The sequence below is a fragment of the Burkholderia sp. BCC1638 genome (assembly GCF_902833195.1).
In the GTDB taxonomy this organism is placed as follows: domain Bacteria; phylum Pseudomonadota; class Gammaproteobacteria; order Burkholderiales; family Burkholderiaceae; genus Burkholderia; species Burkholderia diffusa.
The window spans coordinates 117,760-136,875 of record NZ_CADFEC010000010.1 but is presented as its reverse complement, the minus strand read 5'-3'; the positions used below and the strand labels follow the sequence as shown (position 1 = coordinate 136,875).

Genomic DNA, 19,116 nt, shown 5'->3' with positions numbered 1-19,116 from the left:
TGGGTCGCGGGATGCGTTCTTGTTCTCCCGATCGCTATTTACGGATACACGGAAATGACTTCAGGGTGGGAAACGGTATCGACCGAATTCATGCGCAACGACAAGCCGTACGGGGCAGGCGCATTTCGCGTGCAACGCAACGACTTCATGTCGCTGAAGGTTGCGAGACCGGAGCTCAGGTTCAAGCCGGAGAGCGAGCAGAAGAGTCCTGACGTCGCGGAATTTGCCGAACCCTGGATGGACGATTCGAACCAGCGGCTGAACCGGTCGACCGTCAGTTTCCTGCGCGGCACACTGGGCGGTAGCGTCGCGCGCCACTTCCAGCAACCGGGCCAGACCGCTTCATGGTGGTACACGCCTGACTGGCAGGTCCTGTACGTCAGTACCGGCTGGATGGACTACGCGGCACCGCGTCCCGGTGACGGGGCTTCGCCTCAGACAACCAGGCTCTGGAAGTCGAGCGATGGTGGCCAGCATTGGTCCCAGCTGGAATGGGCGACGGACCGCAACATCAATCGCTTGCTGTTCATCGATGCGCAACGGGGTTATGCGATCGGCTGGGGACCACACGTATGGCGCACGGCCGACGGCGGGCAATCGTGGCAGGAAATCAAGCTGCCGCCCGGTGCCACCATCCCAAGCAAGCCGCGCCGGACTTTCGATGGTACCAATCTCGGTCCCGACGGTGTACTACGCATTGCATGTCAGATCGAAGACGCCGAGCATCCGCAACCGATGACAGTTGTGTGGCGGCTCGCGTGGAGTCAGCAGGACTTCGTCCGGGAAGCGGTGCTTCCCGGACAGGTTATCGTCAGCCTCGAATCGCCGCCGGCACCCGCCCGGGATTACGCACTGTATGCGTTGTCGCGTACAAATGGCGAATCCGGCAGCGGTCGTGGTACGGGCGTCGTTTCGACCTGGACCAGTGAGCACCCCGACCACATCCAGGCGCTACATGCGTTTGACAGCCCGCTGACGCTCAACGGACTGAGCGCGGGTCGCAACGGCGTCCTGTTGGTCCACGCGACCGACCCGAACACCGCGAACGGCGGTGGCGCCCCGATCGACCTGACGATCAGCAGCACAGACGGCGGAAAGACGTGGCAGCAGACCACCGACAAGGCCTCACAGGGCGGCTACTTCGACCCACAAACGAACACGCTCTATTCAGTGTTCGCCTATACGCTGCGCAAACGGCAATTCTGATCGCCGCCTGACGCGTTTGCCGCGGGCCGCGTCCGCAGAATCGGACGACGTCCGCGGCACGGCCAGCCACATGATCCCTGTATCGACTTCAGCCAGTCCCATGCGCAATCGATCCCGACTGAAGCGGCTGGCCGCCGTCACGATCGGAAGCATCGTACTGATTCTGCTGTACCAAAACTCCGGCCCCCGATGGGAAACCGTTTCGTCGCAGGTCACCTGGCCCGACCCGCCGACAGGTATCGGTGATTTCTACATCACCGGCAACGAAATCATGTCGCTCACGATCGCCGATCCCGTGGTGACGCTGAAGCCTGCGGACGAGTGGAAGAATCCGACGGTTGCCGAACCCACCGAACCATGGATGAACAACGCGGCGGAAACCCTCAATCGGCGGACCGCGAATTTCTTCCGCGGCACGCTCGATCGCGGACTGCAGCGCGTCTTTCAAGCGCCCGGCCAGCACATCGCGTGGTGGCATTCACGAGGCGGTCATGCCCACTTGATCAGTGTCGGCCGGATGAACTATACGTCGCCGCGCCCCGCTGACGACTTCATCTGGCAGCAAACCCGTGTCTGGAAATCGCTCGACGGTGGCCGCCATTGGTCGCAACTTGAATGGCACGAGGACGAAGACATCGATCAGCTCCTCTTCATCGACGCACGGCACGGCTACGCGATCGGCCGGGGCCCGGCCGTCCGGCGAACATCCGACGGCGGCGAGTCCTGGCAGCGGATTGCACTACCGCCGGATGCAGTGGCCCCCGGTAGCCCCTGGCGCAATTTCAACGCGGTGAACCTTGGCCCCGACGGCGCCCTGCGAGTTGCTTGCCATGTCAAACGGTCGGCCACGGCCCCCGCTCGCAGCGTCGTATATCGGCTCGCGCCGGATCAGCAGACGTTCGTTCCCGATACCGTCCTGCCGAACCAGACCGTCATCCGTCTCGCGTCGACACCGGCCACGACCGGTGGTTACGCGCTTTACGCACTGTCTCTCGTCGACGACGAGAGCGGCGGCGATACCGATCCCGATCGAGCACGCCGGCCCGGCGTGCTTTCAACGTGGGCAGACACGCACCCCGAGCGAGTCCGGCAAGTGACCACGTTTGACAGGAAGCTCATCCTGAGCGACCTCGACGTGGGCCGCGACGGCCTGTTGCTCATCTATGCGACCGACCCCAGGCAGGCAATCGATGATCCCCCGGTCCCCCTGATGGTCAGCAGCACTGACGCAGGCAGGACCTGGAAACAGAAAGTCGACGAAATCGTCGATAACAGCCGGTACTTCGATCAGGATACGAACACGCTCTATTCGCTGCTCGATGAAAGACTGGAGAAACTGTCGTTCCCTGTCCGAATGACCACTGCCTCACACGACTGAATCCCCTCGCGACGCCCGCAGACTCCATTCAATGAACAAATCGCTGCAGCGCGCCGCACTCGTGCTGTGCGTTACCGTATCGCCCACCATCTTCGCCGCCAGCCCCTGCCCCGCCGCCGACACCGCCGCGCGCGCCGCCGTCGACGCGCAACACCGCGTGCAACAAGTCCGCAATCCGCGGCCGCCGCGGCGGCGCTGGATGACCGAGAGGCGTTCCACGCCGCAAGCAACGCTGCCGATACCGGGTTCGCGTCCGGCCCCGTGCGCGGCTGCTGTGACAGCAAGGATCGCTTCGAGGTCGAACTGGATCTGACCGGCGAGGACGGAAACACGGTGGCGCGGCGCTATGCGCTGATCCGCCAGGAGCGCAACGGGTTCACGATGCTCGGACTGCGCAAGGCAGCCGAGCCGGCTTGTCACGGCGCAAATCTGATGCCGCAGCATTGAACCGCGGCTGCGCACAGCGGCGGAGAAGAAACGACAGCGAGCGGCTGGCGCGACGCGGCATAACCGGCAGCGCCGGCCGCCCCTCACTCACCGCGACGCGGCTCGAACACGAACGGTTGTGTCAGCAAGAAAGGATTCGCGGTCGCGCCCGTCTGCGTGCAGGTGGCGTGCGTCATCGCTTCGACTGCCGCGCGATCCGCGGCCGTGTTGCGACTGCTCGTCGTGATCGTGACGTTCTGCGCTTCGCCCGACGTCGTCATCAGCGCGCGCACGAGCACGGTGACGGGACGCGTAAGCGGCTTCGCGCTATCGGGGTAGACGGCACGCGGAATGTGGCACGTCAGCTTGCTATCCTGCGACGACGACATCATCGCGCAGCCTGAAAACAGCATGGCGACAGCGGGCAGGATCAGGTAGGTCGAGCGAATAGTCATGGTCGATATCGTTCTTCAACACTGTTCTGGAGGAGCGCCGCACGCCGGCCGGTTTCGTCCAGAATGCACCGCATTGCGCCGCGGCCCTCGGACCGGCGCCCCGTGACGGCCGCGCGACCGAAGGCTGTCCGATCGCGATCCTGCCTGGCGGTTCCCGGAGATCCGGGCGCTGCGCTCGCGCCGGGCGGCCCACACCAGGCGACCTTGCATGCGAACGCTTTCGCGCATTGTGCACGTGCCACCTCGCGCGTGGCGGCGATTTGACAATGGTTGACGCGAATCCTGCCGGATTCGGCAGTGATCCATTCCCTGCAGGAAGCAATCGCCGCACCGTCCCGTGCCGCCATCGCTCGCCTACCTCACCGCGATCCGACCAGCACCGGGATTCCCCGCCCGGCGCTGCGCGGCGTCACTCGGAATCGTCGTCCGAGTCGTCTTCGTCCGCGTTGGCCGGGACTTCCCCGTACTTCGCGACGACGGCCGCCTTGAACGCTTTCAGCTCCGGCTGCTGATCGCACAGCTTGTACAGCGACGCGAGCTGCTGCGGCCAGTCCTTCAACTCCTTCGCGAACACATGCAGGCGCGCGACCGTATCGAGCGCGTCGGCTTCGCGACCGGCCAGCGCCTGCAGCACCGCATAGCGGCGCAGCACCGTCTCGCCGGGCAGCAGCGCGATCGCGCGCTCATGCGCGACGAGCTTGAGCGGCAGGTTGTCCGGCGAAATCGCCAGCAGCGTGGCCGCCCCGTAGTCGCCCCACGCGCCGAACAGCAGCGACGGCGCATCGCGGTACTGTGCGGCCGGATCGCTGCCGTAATACAGCACTTCCGCGCGCTGGTAGTCGCGCAGCACGGGCACCGCCGCCAGCACGCCGCCGAACGACAGCACCGCGAACAGCCCGAACGCCGCGCGGCCCGGCAGGATGCGCAGCGGCTTCACCTCGAGCAGGCCGATCACGAACATCGCCGGCAGCAGGAAGAACATGTACTGCTGCGGATATTCGACGAGCGCATGCATCAACAGGATGCCGATCAGCGCGAGGCCGAACACGCGCGTGCTCGATTGCGGCGCGCGCACCGCGCGCACGAACCATGTCACGAGCGCGACGACGAGCACGCCGAGACCGACGAGGCCGGACTTCGCGAGCAGGTCGATGAAGATGTCGTGCGAATTGTTCGCGATCTCGACACCGCCGAGGGTGCGCACGAGCGCGAACTGGTGCGACGGGAACTCGCCCCAACCGACGCCGAGCACCGGATGCTCGCGGAACATCGCGAGCCCGTACTTCCACAGCGCGAGGCGCGGCGCGATCTGCCCCGCGTCGCGCATCCGGTCGGCCGCCGACTCGGCGAGCCCCAGATGGAAATGCACGTTGGCCCAGCGCACCGCGACATTCACCGCGACGAAGGCCACCGCGAGCGCGACCGGGATCACCCATGCGCGGCGGTTGCCCGGCGCGCGGCGCGACTCGAGCCACGCCATCCAGAAACCCGCGACGACCAGGACTGCAACCTGCAGCCACGGGCCGCGCGACACCGTCAACGCGAGCCCGACCGACAGCACGATCGACAGCGCGAGCCACGCCCACACCGCGAGCCGGCGCGTCTGCACCAGATACAGCGCGCCCGCGAGCGCGAACGCGATGTAGGTCGCCAGGTGATTCGCCTGCGCCATGTTGCCGTACGGACGGCGATCGACCGCGATGTTGTACACCACCACGAACGGCGACACCGCGGATTCGAGATGGAACAACTGCATGACCTGGCTCGCGACCGCGAGCATCCCGCCGAGCAGCAGCGCGCCGGACATCATGCGCGCGGCGGCTTCGGCGAGCCCCTCGCGCGCGAGCGTGTAGCCGGCCTGCATCGCGACCAGCGCGGCGGCCAGATAGCCGACCGCCAGCCAGTTCATCGACGGCACCTTCAGCGGCATGAGCGCGACCTGCGCGATCAGCACCGCCGCGAACCCGAGCGGCGCGACGAACGCGGCTGGCGCGGCGAACGGCTCCGCCGGACGGCCCGTGCGTGCAAGCAGCACGACGGAGAGACCCACCAGCAGATACAGCACCAGCGCGGCAAACTCGGAATAGAAGGTCGGGATCGGATACGTGTGATTCGTGATCGAGTACGGCACGATCAGGGCGACAGCCAGCGCAACGAGCGGCAACGAACGGGAAAAAGTAGAAGGCATGAGCGAACCGGATGTCAGCAACCGGCGCACTATACAAAACTTTCCCCCCTCTGTGCGGCCGCGTCGTGCCATCACCCATGCCGTGGAGCGAGCGCAGCCGGCCGGCGGACACCGCGCCATTCACGCGGCCACTGACTTGCCGGCATGCCCCCGGCACTACGCGCGGCACTCCGCCGGCGCATATTGCGCGGGCAACGTCGCGGCTTCCGCCGGCAACGGGCCCGCTCCCGGCGCCGGGAGCGACGACGCAGACTTGCCGGCGGCAAAACACTCCCATGCGATCGCACCCGCCTGCATCGCGCCCTTTTTCAGCGGCACGCGCGCGGTCGGCGTGTCGGCCTTGTCCGGGGCGGACGGCACCAGGACGAGCGTATTCGCACCGGCCGCGGCGACGCGGGGGGTGAACGCCACCGTGATCTGGCCGGTGTCGCCGTCGATGGCGACGGATTCGACGTTGCGGGTGGCGGCCGGCGGGCTGTAGCCGCCGTCGAGGCCCGCGCCGCTCGCGGCGTTGTCGGCAACGGCGAGCCGCGCGGACGAAGCGAGCGCGAGCCCCTCGCCGACACGCGACCGCGCGAGGTAATCCTGGTACGCGGGAATCGCATAGGCCGCGATCACGCCGACGATCGCGAGCACGATCATCAGCTCGATCAGCGTGAAGCCGGCCGGCCGCCAGCGCGGCACCAGCCGGCTCGCGCGCCGCAGATCGGCGGCGATGCGACGGAACAGGGAAACGGAAAAGGCTTCGAACATGACTGGCTCCGGAAACGAAAAACGCCTGCCGAATCAGGCAGGCGTTTCGATCGTAGCCAGCGGGCCGCGGCCCCGGCAGTCGGCCGGACGGCCAACGTCAATGCGCGTGCATGGCGCTGCGGCGGCGCCGGAGCGTGTAACCGGCGGCGACGACGAACAGCGCGCCGGCGATGCTCGCGCCGTAGATCGCCGCCGGCGTATCGAGCACCGGCCAGCGGTCGCCGATCGGGTCGTGCACCATCAGCCCGCCGGCGATCCAGCCCAGCAGCCCGGCACCGAGCGCCACGACGATCGGAAACCGGTCGAGCAGCTTCAGCACCAGCGTGCTGCCCCACACGATGATCGGCACACTGACGACGAGCCCGAAGATCACCAGCGCCAGCCGGTGCGACGGATCGGCCTGTTCGGCCGCGCCGGCGATCGCGATCACGTTGTCGAGGCTCATCACCGCGTCGGCGATCACGATCGTCTTCACCGCATCCCACAGCCGGTCGGCCGGCTTCACGTTGTCGTGTGCGTCGGCGTCGGGCGCCATCAGCTTGACGCCGATCCACAACAGCAGCAGGCCGCCGCCGAACTTCAGGAACGGCACGTCGAGCAGCACGACCGCGAACGCGATCAGCGCGACGCGCAGCAGGATCGCGCCGGCCGTGCCCCACACGACGCCGCGCAACCGTTGGTTGGCCGGCAGGTTGCGGCACGCGAGCGCGATCACGACCGCGTTGTCGCCGCCGAGGAGGATGTCGATGATGACGATCTGAAACACCGCGCCCCAATGGAGCGACGTCAGGAATTCAAGCATGAGCGGTATCGGGTGCGGGGCAACGGCTGTCTGACAGGCGCGCCGGGTGAACGCCGGGACATGCATCGCGCATGCCCGGTGCTTACAAATTCATTGCGCGAGCATAACAAAAAAAACGCCGGCGAGGCCGGCGTTTTTTGCAGGACGAACCACTCGGAAATTACAGCGCCTTCTTCAGCAGGCGGCCCATTTCCGACGGGTTGCGCGTGACGGTGATGCCGCACGCTTCCATGATTTCCAGCTTCGCTTCGGCCGTATCCGCACCGCCCGAGATCAGCGCGCCGGCGTGGCCCATGCGCTTGCCCGGAGGCGCCGTGACGCCAGCGATGAAGCCGACGACCGGCTTCTTCATGTTGTCCTTGATCCACTGAGCGGCGTTGGCTTCGTCCGGACCGCCGATTTCGCCGATCATCACGACCGCGTCCGTATCCGGATCGTCGTTGAACATCTTCATCACATCGATGTGCTTCAGACCGTTGATCGGGTCGCCGCCGATACCGACTGCCGACGACTGGCCGAGGCCCAGTGCCGTCAGCTGAGCAACGGCTTCATACGTCAGCGTGCCCGAACGCGACACGACGCCGATGCGGCCCTTGCGGTGGATGTGGCCCGGCATGATGCCGATCTTCAGTTCGTCCGGCGTGATCGTGCCCGGGCAGTTCGGCCCGAGCAGCAGCGTCTTGCGGCCTTCGCGACGCATACGGTCCTTCACTTCGATCATGTCGCGCACGGGGATGCCTTCCGTGATGCAGATCGCGAGATCGAGGTCGGCTTCGACCGCTTCCCAGATCGCAGCGGCTGCGCCTGCCGGCGGAACGTAGATGACCGACACGGTCGCGCCGGTTTCTGCCTTCGCTTCCTTGACGCTCGCGTAGATCGGAATGCCTTCGAAGTCTTCGCCGGCCTTCTTCGGGTTCACGCCCGCGACGAATGCTTCGCGGCCGTTTGCATATTCACGGCAGGCGCGCGTATGGAACTGACCGGTTTTGCCGGTAATGCCCTGCGTGATGACCTTCGTGTCCTTGTTGATCAGAATCGACATGTATTTTGACCTCTGTTCGATTGGCGTCGCGTATCTGCCGCGCCGCCATGCGTATTCGATAGCGTTACTTGCCTTCGGCAGCCGCGACGACCTTCTGCGCAGCCTCTTCCATGCTGTCCGCCGAGATGATCGGCAGGCCCGAATCGGCCAGCATCTTCTTGCCGAGGTCCTCGTTCGTGCCCTTCATGCGCACGACGAGCGGCACGTTCAGGTTCACGGCCTTCGAACCGGCGATCACGCCTTCCGCGATCACGTCGCAGCGCATGATGCCGCCGAAGATGTTCACGAGGATCGCCTTCAGGTCCGGGTTCTTCAGCATCAGCTTGAACGCTTCGGTGACCTTCTCGGTCGTCGCGCCACCGCCGACGTCCAGGAAGTTCGCCGGCTCGCCGCCGAACAGCTTGATCGTGTCCATCGTCGCCATCGCGAGGCCTGCGCCGTTCACGAGACAGCCGATGTTGCCGTCGAGCGAGATGTACGCGAGGTCGAACTTCGACGCTTCGATTTCAGCCGGATCTTCTTCGTCCAGATCGCGGTACGCGACGATTTCCGGGTGGCGGAACAGCGCGTTCGAGTCGAAGTTGAACTTCGCGTCGAGTGCGATGACCTTGCCGTCGCCGGAGACGTTCAGCGGGTTGATTTCAGCCAGCGACGCGTCGGTTTCCCAGAATGCCTTGTACAGGCCTTGCAGGATGGCGCGCGCTTGCGGAATCGAAGCAGCCGGCACGCCGATCTTCGCGGCGAGGTCGTCGGCCTGGGCGTCGAGCAGGCCCGTCGACGGCTCGACGATGACCTTGTGGATCAGTTCCGGGTGCTTTTCGGCAACTTCTTCGATGTCCATGCCGCCTTCGCTCGAACCCATCAGAACGATCTTTTGCGACACGCGATCAACGACGAGGCTGACGTACAGTTCCTGCTTGATGTCGGCGCCTTCTTCGATCATCAGGCGGTTGACCTTCTGGCCTTCCGGACCGGTCTGGTGCGTGACGAGCTGCATGCCGAGGATCTGGTTCGCGTATTCGCGAACCTGCTCGATCGACTTCGCCACCTTCACGCCGCCGCCCTTGCCACGGCCACCCGCGTGAATCTGAGCCTTCACGACCCACACCGGGCCGCCCAGCTCTTCTGCCACCTTGACGGCCTCTTCAACCGAGAACGCCGGCTTGCCGCGCGGTACCGCGACTCCGAATTTCCGCAGGATTTCCTTACCCTGGTACTCGTGAATCTTCATGCGTGATTCCCTTCAGTCTGAGAGTTGGATGAAATGTCGCTTAAGACGCTTCTTCGAATGATTTCCGTTCATTCCTTCGTGCTGCCCTCACCGGGCAAGTCCGGCCGGTTCGTGCCATACCAGCGCGGGTAGTACTGCCGCACGACCTCGCCGTCGAACCGCAACGCCCGGCAACGGCCGAGCTGGAAAGGCGGTTCGGCGTGCTCGCCGTCATGGTCCGGTCCTTCGCCGCCCTCCTCGCGCACGTTCCATACGTCACCGGCGAACGCCTGGATCGCTGCCGTCGGCAGCACGGCGCACAGTTCGGTGAGATGGGAACAGCCTGCGACGCCGGCGAGCAGCCGGTTCGCGTTGCGGCGGAAATTGCGGAAGAGATTGAGCCCGATGAGGGCCCGGTAGGCGGGAGGGGCGGATTGACAGTGACCGGGATAGGGAACCCACTCCGAAGACGCTTCGGCGTCGACGACATTGAGGTCACGATCGATAGTCACGCGCAGCCAGAGTTCGTGGATCGGCAGGCCTTGGGGCCGGATGCCCGACGCAAGCGCGACATCGCGCGGCTTGTGGTCGGTCAGGCAGGCTTCGATGTCCCACAAGCCGTCGCCGCGCTCGTAGGCTTCCGCTCGGATTGCGCGTCGATGTCGCAACTGACGGGGCACGGGCTCGGATAGCGGCATGCTGGAGGTTGAGGCCGAAGAGGAAAACCCGTGGATTTTAGCATATTGGGTATTTGAGGCATCCGGCCGCGACGGCGGGTATTCCCGCCTGTCCGGAAACGGTTGCGTTGCAGCAAAATCGCGCGCAGCGCGCGCGACCGAACCGGTCAGTCGTCGGTCGGGAAATCGTCGCCGACCTTCAGCAACTTCACGATGGTCGAGCTCGAGAAGCCGCGCGCGGCAAGGAAGCGCGCCTGCTTCGCGCGCTCGGCGGGCGTTTGCGGCAGTGCACCGAATTTCTTGCGCCAGACGGCCTGCGCGCGTGCCCACTCGGTCTCGCGCAATTGCGCATTCACTTCCTCGACGAGACTGTCGCCGACCGCATGACGCTTCAGTTCGCTGACGATGCGCGCGACGCCGACGCGCGATGCGCGGCGATGCACGAGGCTCTCGGCAAAGCGTGCGTCGGACAGCCAGCCTTCCTTTTCCAGTGCATCGAGCACCGGCTCGACGGATTCGTCCTCACCGACGTACGGTGCGAGCTTGCGCGCGAGTTCGGCCCGGCTGTACTCGCGCCGGGACAAATAGCCGAGCGCGCGGCCCTTCAGCGAACGCAGCGGTTTCGACGACTTGCGCTCGGCGGCACCGGATGCGTCACCTGAAGCAGTGTCGGCGGAACCGCCGGACGCACGGCGCGTGCGACGCGGATGCTGGCTACTGCGCGTATACACATCTTCCTTGACCGACGCAGACGCATCGGCCGCGCGCTCGCCCGGAAAGCTGACACCGGACACGCGACGGCGCGACCGGTCGTGCGCGTCGAACGATTCGTCGTCGTCGAACGGATCGACCGGCGCGGTCATCTCAAACGAAACGAGGGCATCCTCGGATGCCCTCGTCGCGGTGCGGGTCGCGGCATGACTGCCCGCGCTCCGCCGGTTGGCCCCCGAGGATTCGGCTTGCCGGCCGGAGCGACCCGCCGTGTCGGGCGCGTCGCTCGGTTCCGGTTCGCCAGCCTGACCTCGGCGCCCGACCATCACTCTTCTTCGTCCATCGCCTCGGCTTCGTCGAACCCTGCACCATCCGGCATGGCGGCAACGCCGAGCGATTCGCGAATGCGGTTTTCGATCTCGCGCGCGATTTCCGGATTCTCGCGCAGGAATTCACGCGCGTTGTCCTTGCCCTGGCCGATCTTCTCGCCGTTGTAGCTGTACCAGGCGCCTGCCTTGTCGACGATCTTCGCCTGCACGCCGAGATCGATGATCTCGCCCTGACGCGAAATGCCCTCGCCGTACAGGATGTCGAAGATCGCTTCGCGGAACGGCGGCGACACCTTGTTCTTGACGACCTTCACGCGGGTTTCGTTGCCGATCACCTCGTCGTTCTTCTTGATCGAACCGATGCGGCGGATATCCAGACGCACTGACGAGTAGAACTTGAGCGCGTTGCCGCCCGTCGTGGTTTCCGGGTTGCCGAACATCACGCCGATCTTCATCCGGATCTGGTTGATGAAGATCACGAGGCAGTTCGTGCGCTTGATCGTGCCCGTCAGCTTGCGCAGTGCCTGCGACATCAGGCGAGCCTGCAGGCCCGGCAGCGAATCGCCCATCTCGCCTTCGATTTCGGCCTTCGGCACGAGCGCCGCGACCGAGTCGATGACGATCATGTCGATCGAACCCGAGCGCACCAGCGCGTCGGTGATTTCGAGCGCCTGCTCGCCGGTGTCCGGCTGCGAGATCAGCAGCTCCGGCACGTTCACGCCGAGCTTCGCCGCATATTGAACGTCGAGCGCGTGCTCGGCGTCGATGAAGGCTGCCGTGCCGCCCAGCTTCTGCAGTTCGGCGATGACCTGCAGCGTGAGCGTGGTTTTACCGGACGATTCCGGACCGTAGATCTCGACCACCCGGCCGCGCGGCAGGCCGCCGACGCCGAGCGCGATATCGAGACCGAGCGAGCCCGTGGAGACGACCTGGATGTCTTCGGCCGCTTCGCCGTCGCCCATCCGCATGATCGATCCCTTGCCGAACTGCTTCTCGATCTGCGCGAGTGCGGCCGCCAGCGCCTTGCTCTTCTCGGCGGTCATCCCGGAGCCCTTCTTGCTATCTTCCATGAATCGTCCTTTGCTATGATGAGCAGCGTCTGTCAGAGGCGCGCCCGCTTTCAAGCGCTGCCCACGAATGCAGACACTGTATAAAAAAACAGTGTTTTATGCAAGCCCGCAATGCAGGCTGCGTTGTACACGGATAACTTCGGAGACAGCCGCGCCGGCGCGAACGCCCCGCCGGCCATCGGTCAGCAACATGCGAATTCTCATCGCCGAAGACGACAGCATACTCGCGGACGGCCTCACCCGGTCACTCCGCCAATCGGGCTATGCCGTCGACCACGTGAAGAGCGGCGTCGAGGCCGATACCGCGCTGTCGATGCAGTCCTTCGACCTGCTGATCCTCGATCTCGGGCTGCCCAAGATGTCCGGGCTCGACGTGCTGAAGCGCCTGCGCGCGCGCAATTCCAATCTCCCCGTGCTGATCCTGACCGCCGCCGACAGCGTCGACGAGCGCGTGAAGGGGCTCGACCTCGGCGCGGACGACTACATGGCCAAGCCGTTCGCGCTCAACGAGCTCGAGGCGCGCGTGCGCGCGCTGACCCGGCGCGGCGCGGGCGGCGGCCCGACCGTCGTGCGCCACGGCTCGCTCGCGTTCGACCAGGTCGGCCGCATCGCATATGCGAACGACCGCGTGCTCGATCTGTCCGCGCGCGAGCTCGGGCTGCTCGAAGTGCTGCTGCAGCGCATCGGCCGGCTCGTGTCGAAGGAGCAGCTCGTCGACCATCTGTGCGAATGGGGCGAGGAAGTCAGCAACAACGCGATCGAAGTGTACGTCCACCGGCTGCGCAAGAAGATCGAGCCGAGCGGCGTGCGGATTTCCACCGTGCGCGGCCTCGGCTACTGCCTCGAGAAAGTCGCGCCCGCGGCGCCGGCCGACTCGCCCGCGCCCCAGTCCGCGGCGGCCGGCACGCCGCTGCGCTGACCCCGGCCGTCGCCGCGATGGCCACGCCGGCCCACCCCCGCCATCCGACCGGCGATCAACCGTCCGCCGCCGACGCCGCGCGCGACGCGCGCTACGAGAACCCGTTCGCGCCGCCCGACGAAACCGACACGCCCGAGGCCGCGCGGCCGCGCTCGCTGTTCGGCGAAATCCTCGACTGGATGCTCGCGCCGCTCCTGCTGCTGTGGCCGATGAGCATCGCCGTCACCTATCTCGTCGCGAAGACGATCGCGAACGGCCCGTTCGACCGCGCGCTCGAGACCAACGCATACGTGCTCGCGCGGCAGATCCATCCGGTCAACGGCGTCGCCGAGCTGACGCTGCCGCAGCAGACGCGCGACTTCCTGCGCGCGGACAACGTCGACAGCGTGTACTTCCAGGTGCTCGGCACGCGCGGCGAGCTGGTCGCGGGCGAGGCCGACATGCCGCTGCCGCGCGACGAGGACCGCCCGCCGCCGGGCGTCGTCGTGTTCCGCGACGACCTGCTGCGCGGCAACGACGTGCGCGTCGCGTATACGACTGTCGCGCTGCCCGAGTCGAACAGCACGCAGCCCGTGCTCGTGCAGGTCGGCGAGACGCTCGACAAGCGCAACGCGCTCGCGAACGACATCATCAAGGGCGTGATCCTGCCGCAGTTCGTGATCCTGCCGCTCGCGATCCTGCTCGTCTGGTTCGGGCTGTCGCGCGGGCTCGCGCCGCTCAACGCGCTGCAGGCGCACATCCGCGCACGGCGCCCCGACGACCTGTCGCCCGTCGAGGCGCAGCGCGCGCCGCCCGAGATCGAGCCGCTCGTCACGTCGTTCAACGACCTGCTCGCGCGCCTCGAACAGAACATGGCGCTGCAGAAGCGCTTCATCGCCGACGCCGCGCACCAGATGAAGACGCCGCTCGCGGGGCTGCGCACGCAGGCCGAGTTCGCGCTGCGCCACCCCGTGCCGCCCGACGTGCAGCGGTCGCTCGAACAGATCGCGACGAGTTCCGAGCAGGCCGCGCGGCTCGTCACGCAACTGCTCGCGCTCGCGCGCGCCGAGAACCGCGCGAGCGGGCTGACGTTCGAGCCGGTCGAGATCGCCGCGCTTGCACGCCGCACGGTGCGCGACTGGGTGCAGGCCGCGCTCGCGAAACGCATGGACCTCGGCTACGAAGGCCCGGAGGACGACGCGCCGCTCGAGGTCGACGGCAATCCCGTGATGCTGCGCGAGATGCTCGGCAACCTGGTCGACAACGCCATCCGCTACACGCCCGAAGGCGGCCGCATCACCGTGCGCGTGCGGGCCGAGCGTGCGGCGCGGCGCGTGCATCTCGAAGTCGAGGACACCGGGCCCGGCATCCCGGCCGCGGAACGCGACCGCGTGGTCGAACGCTTCTACCGGATCCTCGGCCGCGAAGGCGACGGCAGCGGCCTCGGGCTCGCGATCGTGCGCGAGATCGCCGCCCAGCACGGCGGCACGCTGACGCTCGACGATCACGTATACCAAAGCGCACCGCGCCTCGCGGGCACGCTCGTGCGCATCAGCCTGCCGCTGTCGGACACCGCGCCGGATCAATCCTGATACGCGCGGGTCCGTACCGCACCGCGATCGCATCGAAATCGGCGCTTTACCACCCGATTGCGACACGATCGGAGCGCGAAACGACCGATTCGGCGCGGGTTAACGCGCAGTCGTTTTGTGCCCGCGAGTCAGTGCGCCGTAAGTTTCCGTGCCAATAATCGTCGACAGGCCCGCCCACCCAAGGTGGCCGCATATCTATATCAAGGGACTTGGAGACGATTCATGGCAACGTTAGGCGAGCAAATTTCGCACTCGCCGATGACGGGCGAAGAGAAGAAGGTGATCTTCGCGTCGTCGCTCGGCACCGTGTTCGAGTGGTACGACTTTTATCTGGCCGGATCACTCGCGGCCTACATCAGCAAGAGCTTCTTCTCCGGGGTCAATCCGACCGCTGCATTCATCTTCACACTGCTCGGCTTCGCAGCGGGCTTCGCCGTGCGTCCGTTCGGCGCGATCGTGTTCGGCCGGCTCGGCGACCTCGTCGGCCGCAAGCACACGTTCCTCGTGACGATCGTGATCATGGGCATCTCGACCTTCGTGGTCGGCTTCCTGCCCGGCTACACATCGATCGGCATCGCGGCGCCGGTGATCTTCATCGCGATGCGGCTGCTGCAGGGCCTCGCGCTCGGCGGCGAGTACGGCGGTGCGGCGACCTACGTCGCCGAGCATGCGCCGGCGAACCGTCGCGGCTTCTATACCGCATGGATCCAGACGACCGCGACGCTCGGCCTGTTCCTGTCGCTGCTCGTGATCCTCGGCGTGCGCACGTTCATCGGCGAGGAAGCGTTCGGCAACTGGGGCTGGCGCGTGCCGTTCGTCGCGTCGATCCTGCTGCTCGCGGTGTCGGTGTGGATCCGGTTGCAGCTGAACGAATCGCCGGTGTTCCTGCGCATCAAGGCGGAAGGCAAGACGTCGAAGGCGCCGCTGACCGAAGCGTTCGGCCAGTGGAAGAACCTGAAGATCGTGATCCTCGCGCTCGTCGGCCTGACCGCCGGCCAGGCCGTCGTGTGGTACACGGGCCAGTTCTACGCCCTGTTCTTCCTCACGCAGACGCTGAAGGTCGACGGTGCCAGCGCGAACATTCTGATCGCGATCGCGCTCCTGATCGGCACGCCGTTCTTCCTGTTCTTCGGGTCGCTGTCGGACAAGATCGGCCGCAAGCCGATCATCCTCGCGGGCTGCCTGATCGCGGCGCTCACCTACTTCCCGCTGTTCAAGGCGCTCACGCACTACGCGAACCCGCAACTCGAACTCGCGACGCAGAAGGCGCCGATCACCGTCCTCGCCGATCCGGCCACCTGCTCGTTCCAGTTCAACCCGGTGGGCACGTCGAAGTTCACGAGCTCGTGCGACATCGTGAAGAGCGCGCTCGCGAAGGCCGGCCTGAACTACGAGAACGTCGCGGCGCCGGCTGGCGCGACCGCGCAGATCAAGGTCGGCGATACGGTGATCCCCGCGTATGACGGCAAGGCGGCCGACGCGAAGGCGCAGGGCGCGGCGTTCGACAAGACGCTCGCGTCGACGCTGAAGGCGGCCGGCTACCCTGCGAAGGCCGACCCGTCGCAGCTCAACTGGCCGATGACGATCGTGATCCTGACGATCCTCGTGATCTACGTGACGATGGTCTACGGCCCGATCGCGGCGATGCTGGTCGAGATGTTCCCGACACGCATCCGCTACACGTCGATGTCGCTGCCGTATCACATCGGTAACGGCTGGTTCGGCGGCTTCCTGCCGGCGACCGCGTTCGCGATCGTCGCGGCGAAGGGCGACATCTATTCGGGGCTCTGGTATCCGATCGTGATCGCGCTGGCCACGTTCGTAATCGGTCTGCTGTTCGTCAAGGACACGAAGAACTCGAACATCTACGCGCAGGATTGAGGTCGGGCGCGGGCGGTACCCCGCCCGCAACCCGTGCCGGCGCCGGCCGTCGGCACCTTTTTTCAGGAAAGTGAAAAAAGGTGTTGACAGCCCGGCGGTACATCTACATAATTCAAGTCTTCGGCGAATTAGCTCAGTCGGTTAGAGCGACGGAATCATAATCCGCAGGTCCGGGGTTCGAGTCCCTGATTCGCCACCAAATGCGAAAAGCCGCTGTTCCGCAAGGATCAGCGGCTTTTTTCATTGCTTCATCCGGGCGGGCGCGGATTCGCGCACCGCCTGTCCATCAGGCGTGCGTCCCGCGCGTTATGCCACCACCGCCCCGCGCTGCGCGTCCGGCACCTCCGCCCGCACCTTCCCCCGCCAGTTCTCCCCGCCCTCCAGCGCCGGCGTCGACTCGAACAGCTCCGCGATCCAGTCCGCGAACACGCGCACCTTCTGCGACAGATGCCGGTTGTGCGGATACACGATCGAGATCGGCTTGGGCTTCGGATTGCAGTCGGGCAGCACCTCGACCAGCGAGCCGTCGCGCAGGTGCGGCAGCACCATGAACAGCGTCGGCTGGATCATCCCGAATCCTTCGAGCCCGCACGTCACGTACGCATCCGAATCGTTGACGGTGACACTGCCGTTCATCCGCACTTCGACCGGCTTGCCCTCGATCATGAACACCCACGGAATCGCCCGTGCACCGTGGCTCGCGCGGAAATTCACTGCATGATGGTCGGCCAGGTCGGCGATCTCCTGCGGCTCGCCGTGACGCGCGAGATAGTCGGGCGACGCGCAGGTCACGCGCTTGAGCATCCCGATCCGCCGCGCGACCATCGACGAATCCTCGAGCGGCCCGACCCGGATCATGCAGTCGATGCCCTCCTCGACCGGATCCACGTAGCGGTCCGACAAGCCGAGGTCGAGCGTCATGTCCGGATAACGCTGCCGGAAGATCGACAGCGCCGGCAACACGACGCGCCGCCCGAGCGAACTCGGCATGTGGACGCGCAGCACGCCGCTCGGCTTGCGGTTGCCGGTCTGGAAACTCGCGTCGGCTTCCGCGATCTCCGAGATGATCTTCATGCAATGCTCGTAATACGCGGCGCCCTCCGGCGTCAGCGATAGCCGCCGCGTCGTCCGGTGCATCAGACGCACGCCGAGCAGCGCCTCGAGATTCTGGATGATGGTCGTCACCGATGCGCGCGGCATCGCAAGCGTGTCGGCCGCGCGCGTGAAGCTGTTCGCGTCGACCACGCGGGTGAAAACTTCCATTGCCTGAATGCGGTCCATGCTGCGCCCCCTTCGAATCGCCAACGGAACAGAATAGAGCGCGCAACCCGCGCGGCACAAGCCCCCGCCTATTGTTTGCCGCTTTTGAATAGTCTCAGCGTTTCGGACTGGAAAGTGATGCGGATCCGTGCAGTTCCAGACGCGACGACCCCATCCCCGGTCGCCATGCGCGGCGCGCTCACCGCTCACCGCTCACCGGCACGTTACCGCACGAACCGCTCGCGATAGCCCTGCGGCGATACGCCGAGCACGCGCACGAAACTGCGCCGCAACGTCTCCTCCGAGCCGAAACCGCACCGCGTGGCGATCCGCTTGACGGGCCACGCGGTTTCGCCGAGCAGACGCTGCGCGGCCTCGACGCGAATCTGCTCGACCGCGCGCGCGGGCGTGCGGCCGGTGCCCGCGCGGTAGTGACGCACGAAGCTGCGCTCGCTCATGCTGACGCGCTCGGCAAGCGCCGGCACCGACAGGTCGGCCGTCAGGTGCTCGGCGATCCACGCATGGAGTTCGCCGAAGCGGTCGTCGGTACGTTGCATCGACAACATCGCGCTGAACTGCGCCTGCCCGCCCGGCCGCTTCAGGAACACGACGAGCTCGCGCGCGGCGTCGAGCGCGATCGCCCGCCCGAGATCCTCCTCGACCAGCGCGAGCGCGAGATCGATGCCGGCCGTCACGCCGGCCGACGTCCACAACGCGCCTTCGCGAATGAAGATCGGATCGGGCTCGACGCGCACGTTCGGATAGCGCGCCGCGAATTCGTCGCAGCGCGCCCAGTGCGTGACCGCGCGCCGCCCGTCGAGCAGGCCGGCCTCGGCGAGCAGGAACGCACCGGTGCAGACCGATGCGACACGTCGCGCGCGCTGCGCCTGCTGCCGCACCCAGCGCACCGTCCGCGCATCCCGCGAAGCGGCGTGCACGCCCTTGCCGCCGGCCACGATCACCGTATCGGGCCGCCCGGCCGAGCGCAGCGAATCGGCCATCACCACGAGGCCGGAGGACGTCTCGATCGGCCCCGCCTCCGCGGCGACGACACGCGGCGCATACGGCACGGGCTGCCCGCGCTCCTGCGCGAGTTCGTTGACGGATGCAAACACCTGCAGCGGCCCGGTCACGTCGAGCAACTGCGCACGGGGAAACGCGAGGACGATGATCGAGCGCGGAGCGGCAGACATGGCGATTGGCTGAAAACGTGGGTGATATGGCAATTTCGCCAAACA

At 66.2% G+C, this 19,116-nt stretch carries 16 protein-coding genes, 1 tRNA gene and 1 pseudogene; 7 read left to right on the top strand and 11 right to left on the bottom strand.

Annotation, left to right across the window (positions count from 1 at the left end):
- Nucleotides 1–54: 54 nt before the first annotated feature.
- The 3 genes and pseudogenes from HWX22_RS14580 to HWX22_RS14570 form a co-directional block, all read left to right on the top strand.
- A complete protein-coding gene (locus HWX22_RS14580; protein WP_175915875.1) occupies nt 55–1,206 on the top strand; it encodes a glycosyl hydrolase in 1,152 nt (383 codons plus the stop codon).
- Between the two features lie 100 nt (nt 1,207–1,306).
- The gene (locus HWX22_RS14575; RefSeq protein ID WP_244135228.1) at nt 1,307–2,584 is read left to right on the top strand and encodes a glycosyl hydrolase; all 1,278 of its coding nucleotides are present in this window, start codon (nt 1,307–1,309) and stop codon (nt 2,582–2,584) included.
- Nucleotides 2,585–2,764: 180 nt separating this feature from the next.
- Nucleotides 2,765–3,031, top strand: a pseudogene (locus tag HWX22_RS14570) (hypothetical protein); the annotation flags it as partial.
- Between the two features lie 83 nt (nt 3,032–3,114).
- On the opposite strand, the gene HWX22_RS14565 reads toward HWX22_RS14570, so the two are convergent.
- The 9 genes from HWX22_RS14565 to recA form a co-directional block, all read right to left on the bottom strand.
- Entirely contained in the window at nt 3,115–3,465 is a 351-nt protein-coding gene (locus HWX22_RS14565) for a TonB family protein (protein ID WP_059528021.1), read from the bottom strand.
- Nucleotides 3,466–3,874: 409 nt separating this feature from the next.
- Nucleotides 3,875–5,653, bottom strand: a complete 1,779-nt coding sequence (locus HWX22_RS14560; RefSeq protein ID WP_175915873.1) for a Wzy polymerase domain-containing protein — start codon at nt 5,651–5,653, stop codon at nt 3,875–3,877.
- A 156-nt stretch (nt 5,654–5,809) separates the two neighbouring features.
- On the bottom strand, nt 5,810–6,406 hold the full coding sequence (locus tag HWX22_RS14555) for a pilin (RefSeq protein ID WP_175915872.1): 597 nt from the start codon (nt 6,404–6,406) through the stop codon (nt 5,810–5,812).
- A 97-nt stretch (nt 6,407–6,503) separates the two neighbouring features.
- Entirely contained in the window at nt 6,504–7,208 is a 705-nt protein-coding gene (locus HWX22_RS14550) for a TerC family protein (protein ID WP_059820357.1), read from the bottom strand.
- 160 nt (nt 7,209–7,368) lie between these two features.
- Nucleotides 7,369–8,250 (bottom strand): succinate--CoA ligase subunit alpha, encoded by an 882-nt coding sequence (gene sucD, locus HWX22_RS14545; protein ID WP_010090788.1) that lies wholly within the window; start codon nt 8,248–8,250, stop codon nt 7,369–7,371.
- 64 nt (nt 8,251–8,314) lie between these two features.
- On the bottom strand, nt 8,315–9,481 hold the full coding sequence (gene sucC / locus HWX22_RS14540) for an ADP-forming succinate--CoA ligase subunit beta (RefSeq protein WP_059528034.1): 1,167 nt from the start codon (nt 9,479–9,481) through the stop codon (nt 8,315–8,317).
- A 68-nt stretch (nt 9,482–9,549) separates the two neighbouring features.
- A complete protein-coding gene (locus HWX22_RS14535; protein ID WP_059528036.1) occupies nt 9,550–10,158 on the bottom strand; it encodes a DUF2889 domain-containing protein in 609 nt (202 codons plus the stop codon).
- Nucleotides 10,159–10,304: 146 nt separating this feature from the next.
- Complete coding sequence (gene recX, locus HWX22_RS14530; protein ID WP_175915871.1) at nt 10,305–11,174, bottom strand: recombination regulator RecX; 870 nt, start codon at nt 11,172–11,174, stop codon at nt 10,305–10,307.
- Nucleotides 11,174–12,247 carry a recombinase RecA gene (gene recA, locus HWX22_RS14525; RefSeq protein ID WP_059820359.1) on the bottom strand — a complete coding sequence of 358 codons (1,074 nt, stop codon included), beginning with the start codon at nt 12,245–12,247 and terminating at the stop codon, nt 11,174–11,176. The genes recX and recA overlap by 1 nt, the downstream gene beginning before the upstream one ends.
- Before the next feature lie 190 nt (nt 12,248–12,437).
- Between recA and HWX22_RS14520 the strand changes: the two genes are divergently transcribed.
- The 4 genes from HWX22_RS14520 to HWX22_RS14505 all read left to right on the top strand — a co-directional run bounded on the left by HWX22_RS14520 (nt 12,438) and on the right by HWX22_RS14505 (nt 16,817).
- On the top strand, nt 12,438–13,166 hold the full coding sequence (locus HWX22_RS14520; protein WP_059528042.1) for a response regulator transcription factor: 729 nt from the start codon (nt 12,438–12,440) through the stop codon (nt 13,164–13,166).
- A 17-nt stretch (nt 13,167–13,183) separates the two neighbouring features.
- A complete protein-coding gene (locus HWX22_RS14515; protein ID WP_059820360.1) occupies nt 13,184–14,737 on the top strand; it encodes a sensor histidine kinase in 1,554 nt (517 codons plus the stop codon).
- 222 nt (nt 14,738–14,959) lie between these two features.
- Nucleotides 14,960–16,618, top strand: coding sequence for an MFS transporter (locus tag HWX22_RS14510; protein ID WP_059820361.1), 1,659 nt, complete (start codon nt 14,960–14,962; stop codon nt 16,616–16,618).
- 122 nt (nt 16,619–16,740) lie between these two features.
- A tRNA-Met gene (locus HWX22_RS14505) sits at nt 16,741–16,817 on the top strand.
- Nucleotides 16,818–16,924: 107 nt separating this feature from the next.
- Here the strand turns inward: HWX22_RS14505 and HWX22_RS14500 are convergent.
- A complete protein-coding gene (locus HWX22_RS14500) occupies nt 16,925–17,899 on the bottom strand; it encodes a LysR family transcriptional regulator (RefSeq protein WP_059690628.1) in 975 nt (324 codons plus the stop codon).
- 203 nt (nt 17,900–18,102) lie between these two features.
- Complete coding sequence (locus HWX22_RS14495; RefSeq protein WP_175910697.1) at nt 18,103–19,071, bottom strand: GlxA family transcriptional regulator; 969 nt, start codon at nt 19,069–19,071, stop codon at nt 18,103–18,105.
- Nucleotides 19,072–19,116: the final 45 nt, after the last annotated feature.

Coding starts and splice junctions, on each gene's coding strand:
- HWX22_RS14580 (WP_175915875.1), top strand. CDS start 55: ATGACTTCAGGGTGGGAAACGGTATCGACCGAATTCATGCGCAACGAC.
- HWX22_RS14575 (WP_244135228.1), top strand. CDS start 1,307: ATGCGCAATCGATCCCGACTGAAGCGGCTGGCCGCCGTCACGATCGGA.
- HWX22_RS14565 (WP_059528021.1), bottom strand. CDS start 3,465: ATGACTATTCGCTCGACCTACCTGATCCTGCCCGCTGTCGCCATGCTG.
- HWX22_RS14560 (WP_175915873.1), bottom strand. CDS start 5,653: ATGCCTTCTACTTTTTCCCGTTCGTTGCCGCTCGTTGCGCTGGCTGTC.
- HWX22_RS14555 (WP_175915872.1), bottom strand. CDS start 6,406: ATGTTCGAAGCCTTTTCCGTTTCCCTGTTCCGTCGCATCGCCGCCGAT.
- HWX22_RS14550 (WP_059820357.1), bottom strand. CDS start 7,208: ATGCTTGAATTCCTGACGTCGCTCCATTGGGGCGCGGTGTTTCAGATC.
- sucD (WP_010090788.1), bottom strand. CDS start 8,250: ATGTCGATTCTGATCAACAAGGACACGAAGGTCATCACGCAGGGCATT.
- sucC (WP_059528034.1), bottom strand. CDS start 9,481: ATGAAGATTCACGAGTACCAGGGTAAGGAAATCCTGCGGAAATTCGGA.
- HWX22_RS14535 (WP_059528036.1), bottom strand. CDS start 10,158: ATGCCGCTATCCGAGCCCGTGCCCCGTCAGTTGCGACATCGACGCGCA.
- recX (WP_175915871.1), bottom strand. CDS start 11,174: ATGGTCGGGCGCCGAGGTCAGGCTGGCGAACCGGAACCGAGCGACGCG.
- recA (WP_059820359.1), bottom strand. CDS start 12,247: ATGGAAGATAGCAAGAAGGGCTCCGGGATGACCGCCGAGAAGAGCAAG.
- HWX22_RS14520 (WP_059528042.1), top strand. CDS start 12,438: ATGCGAATTCTCATCGCCGAAGACGACAGCATACTCGCGGACGGCCTC.
- HWX22_RS14515 (WP_059820360.1), top strand. CDS start 13,184: ATGGCCACGCCGGCCCACCCCCGCCATCCGACCGGCGATCAACCGTCC.
- HWX22_RS14510 (WP_059820361.1), top strand. CDS start 14,960: ATGGCAACGTTAGGCGAGCAAATTTCGCACTCGCCGATGACGGGCGAA.
- HWX22_RS14500 (WP_059690628.1), bottom strand. CDS start 17,899: ATGGACCGCATTCAGGCAATGGAAGTTTTCACCCGCGTGGTCGACGCG.
- HWX22_RS14495 (WP_175910697.1), bottom strand. CDS start 19,071: ATGTCTGCCGCTCCGCGCTCGATCATCGTCCTCGCGTTTCCCCGTGCG.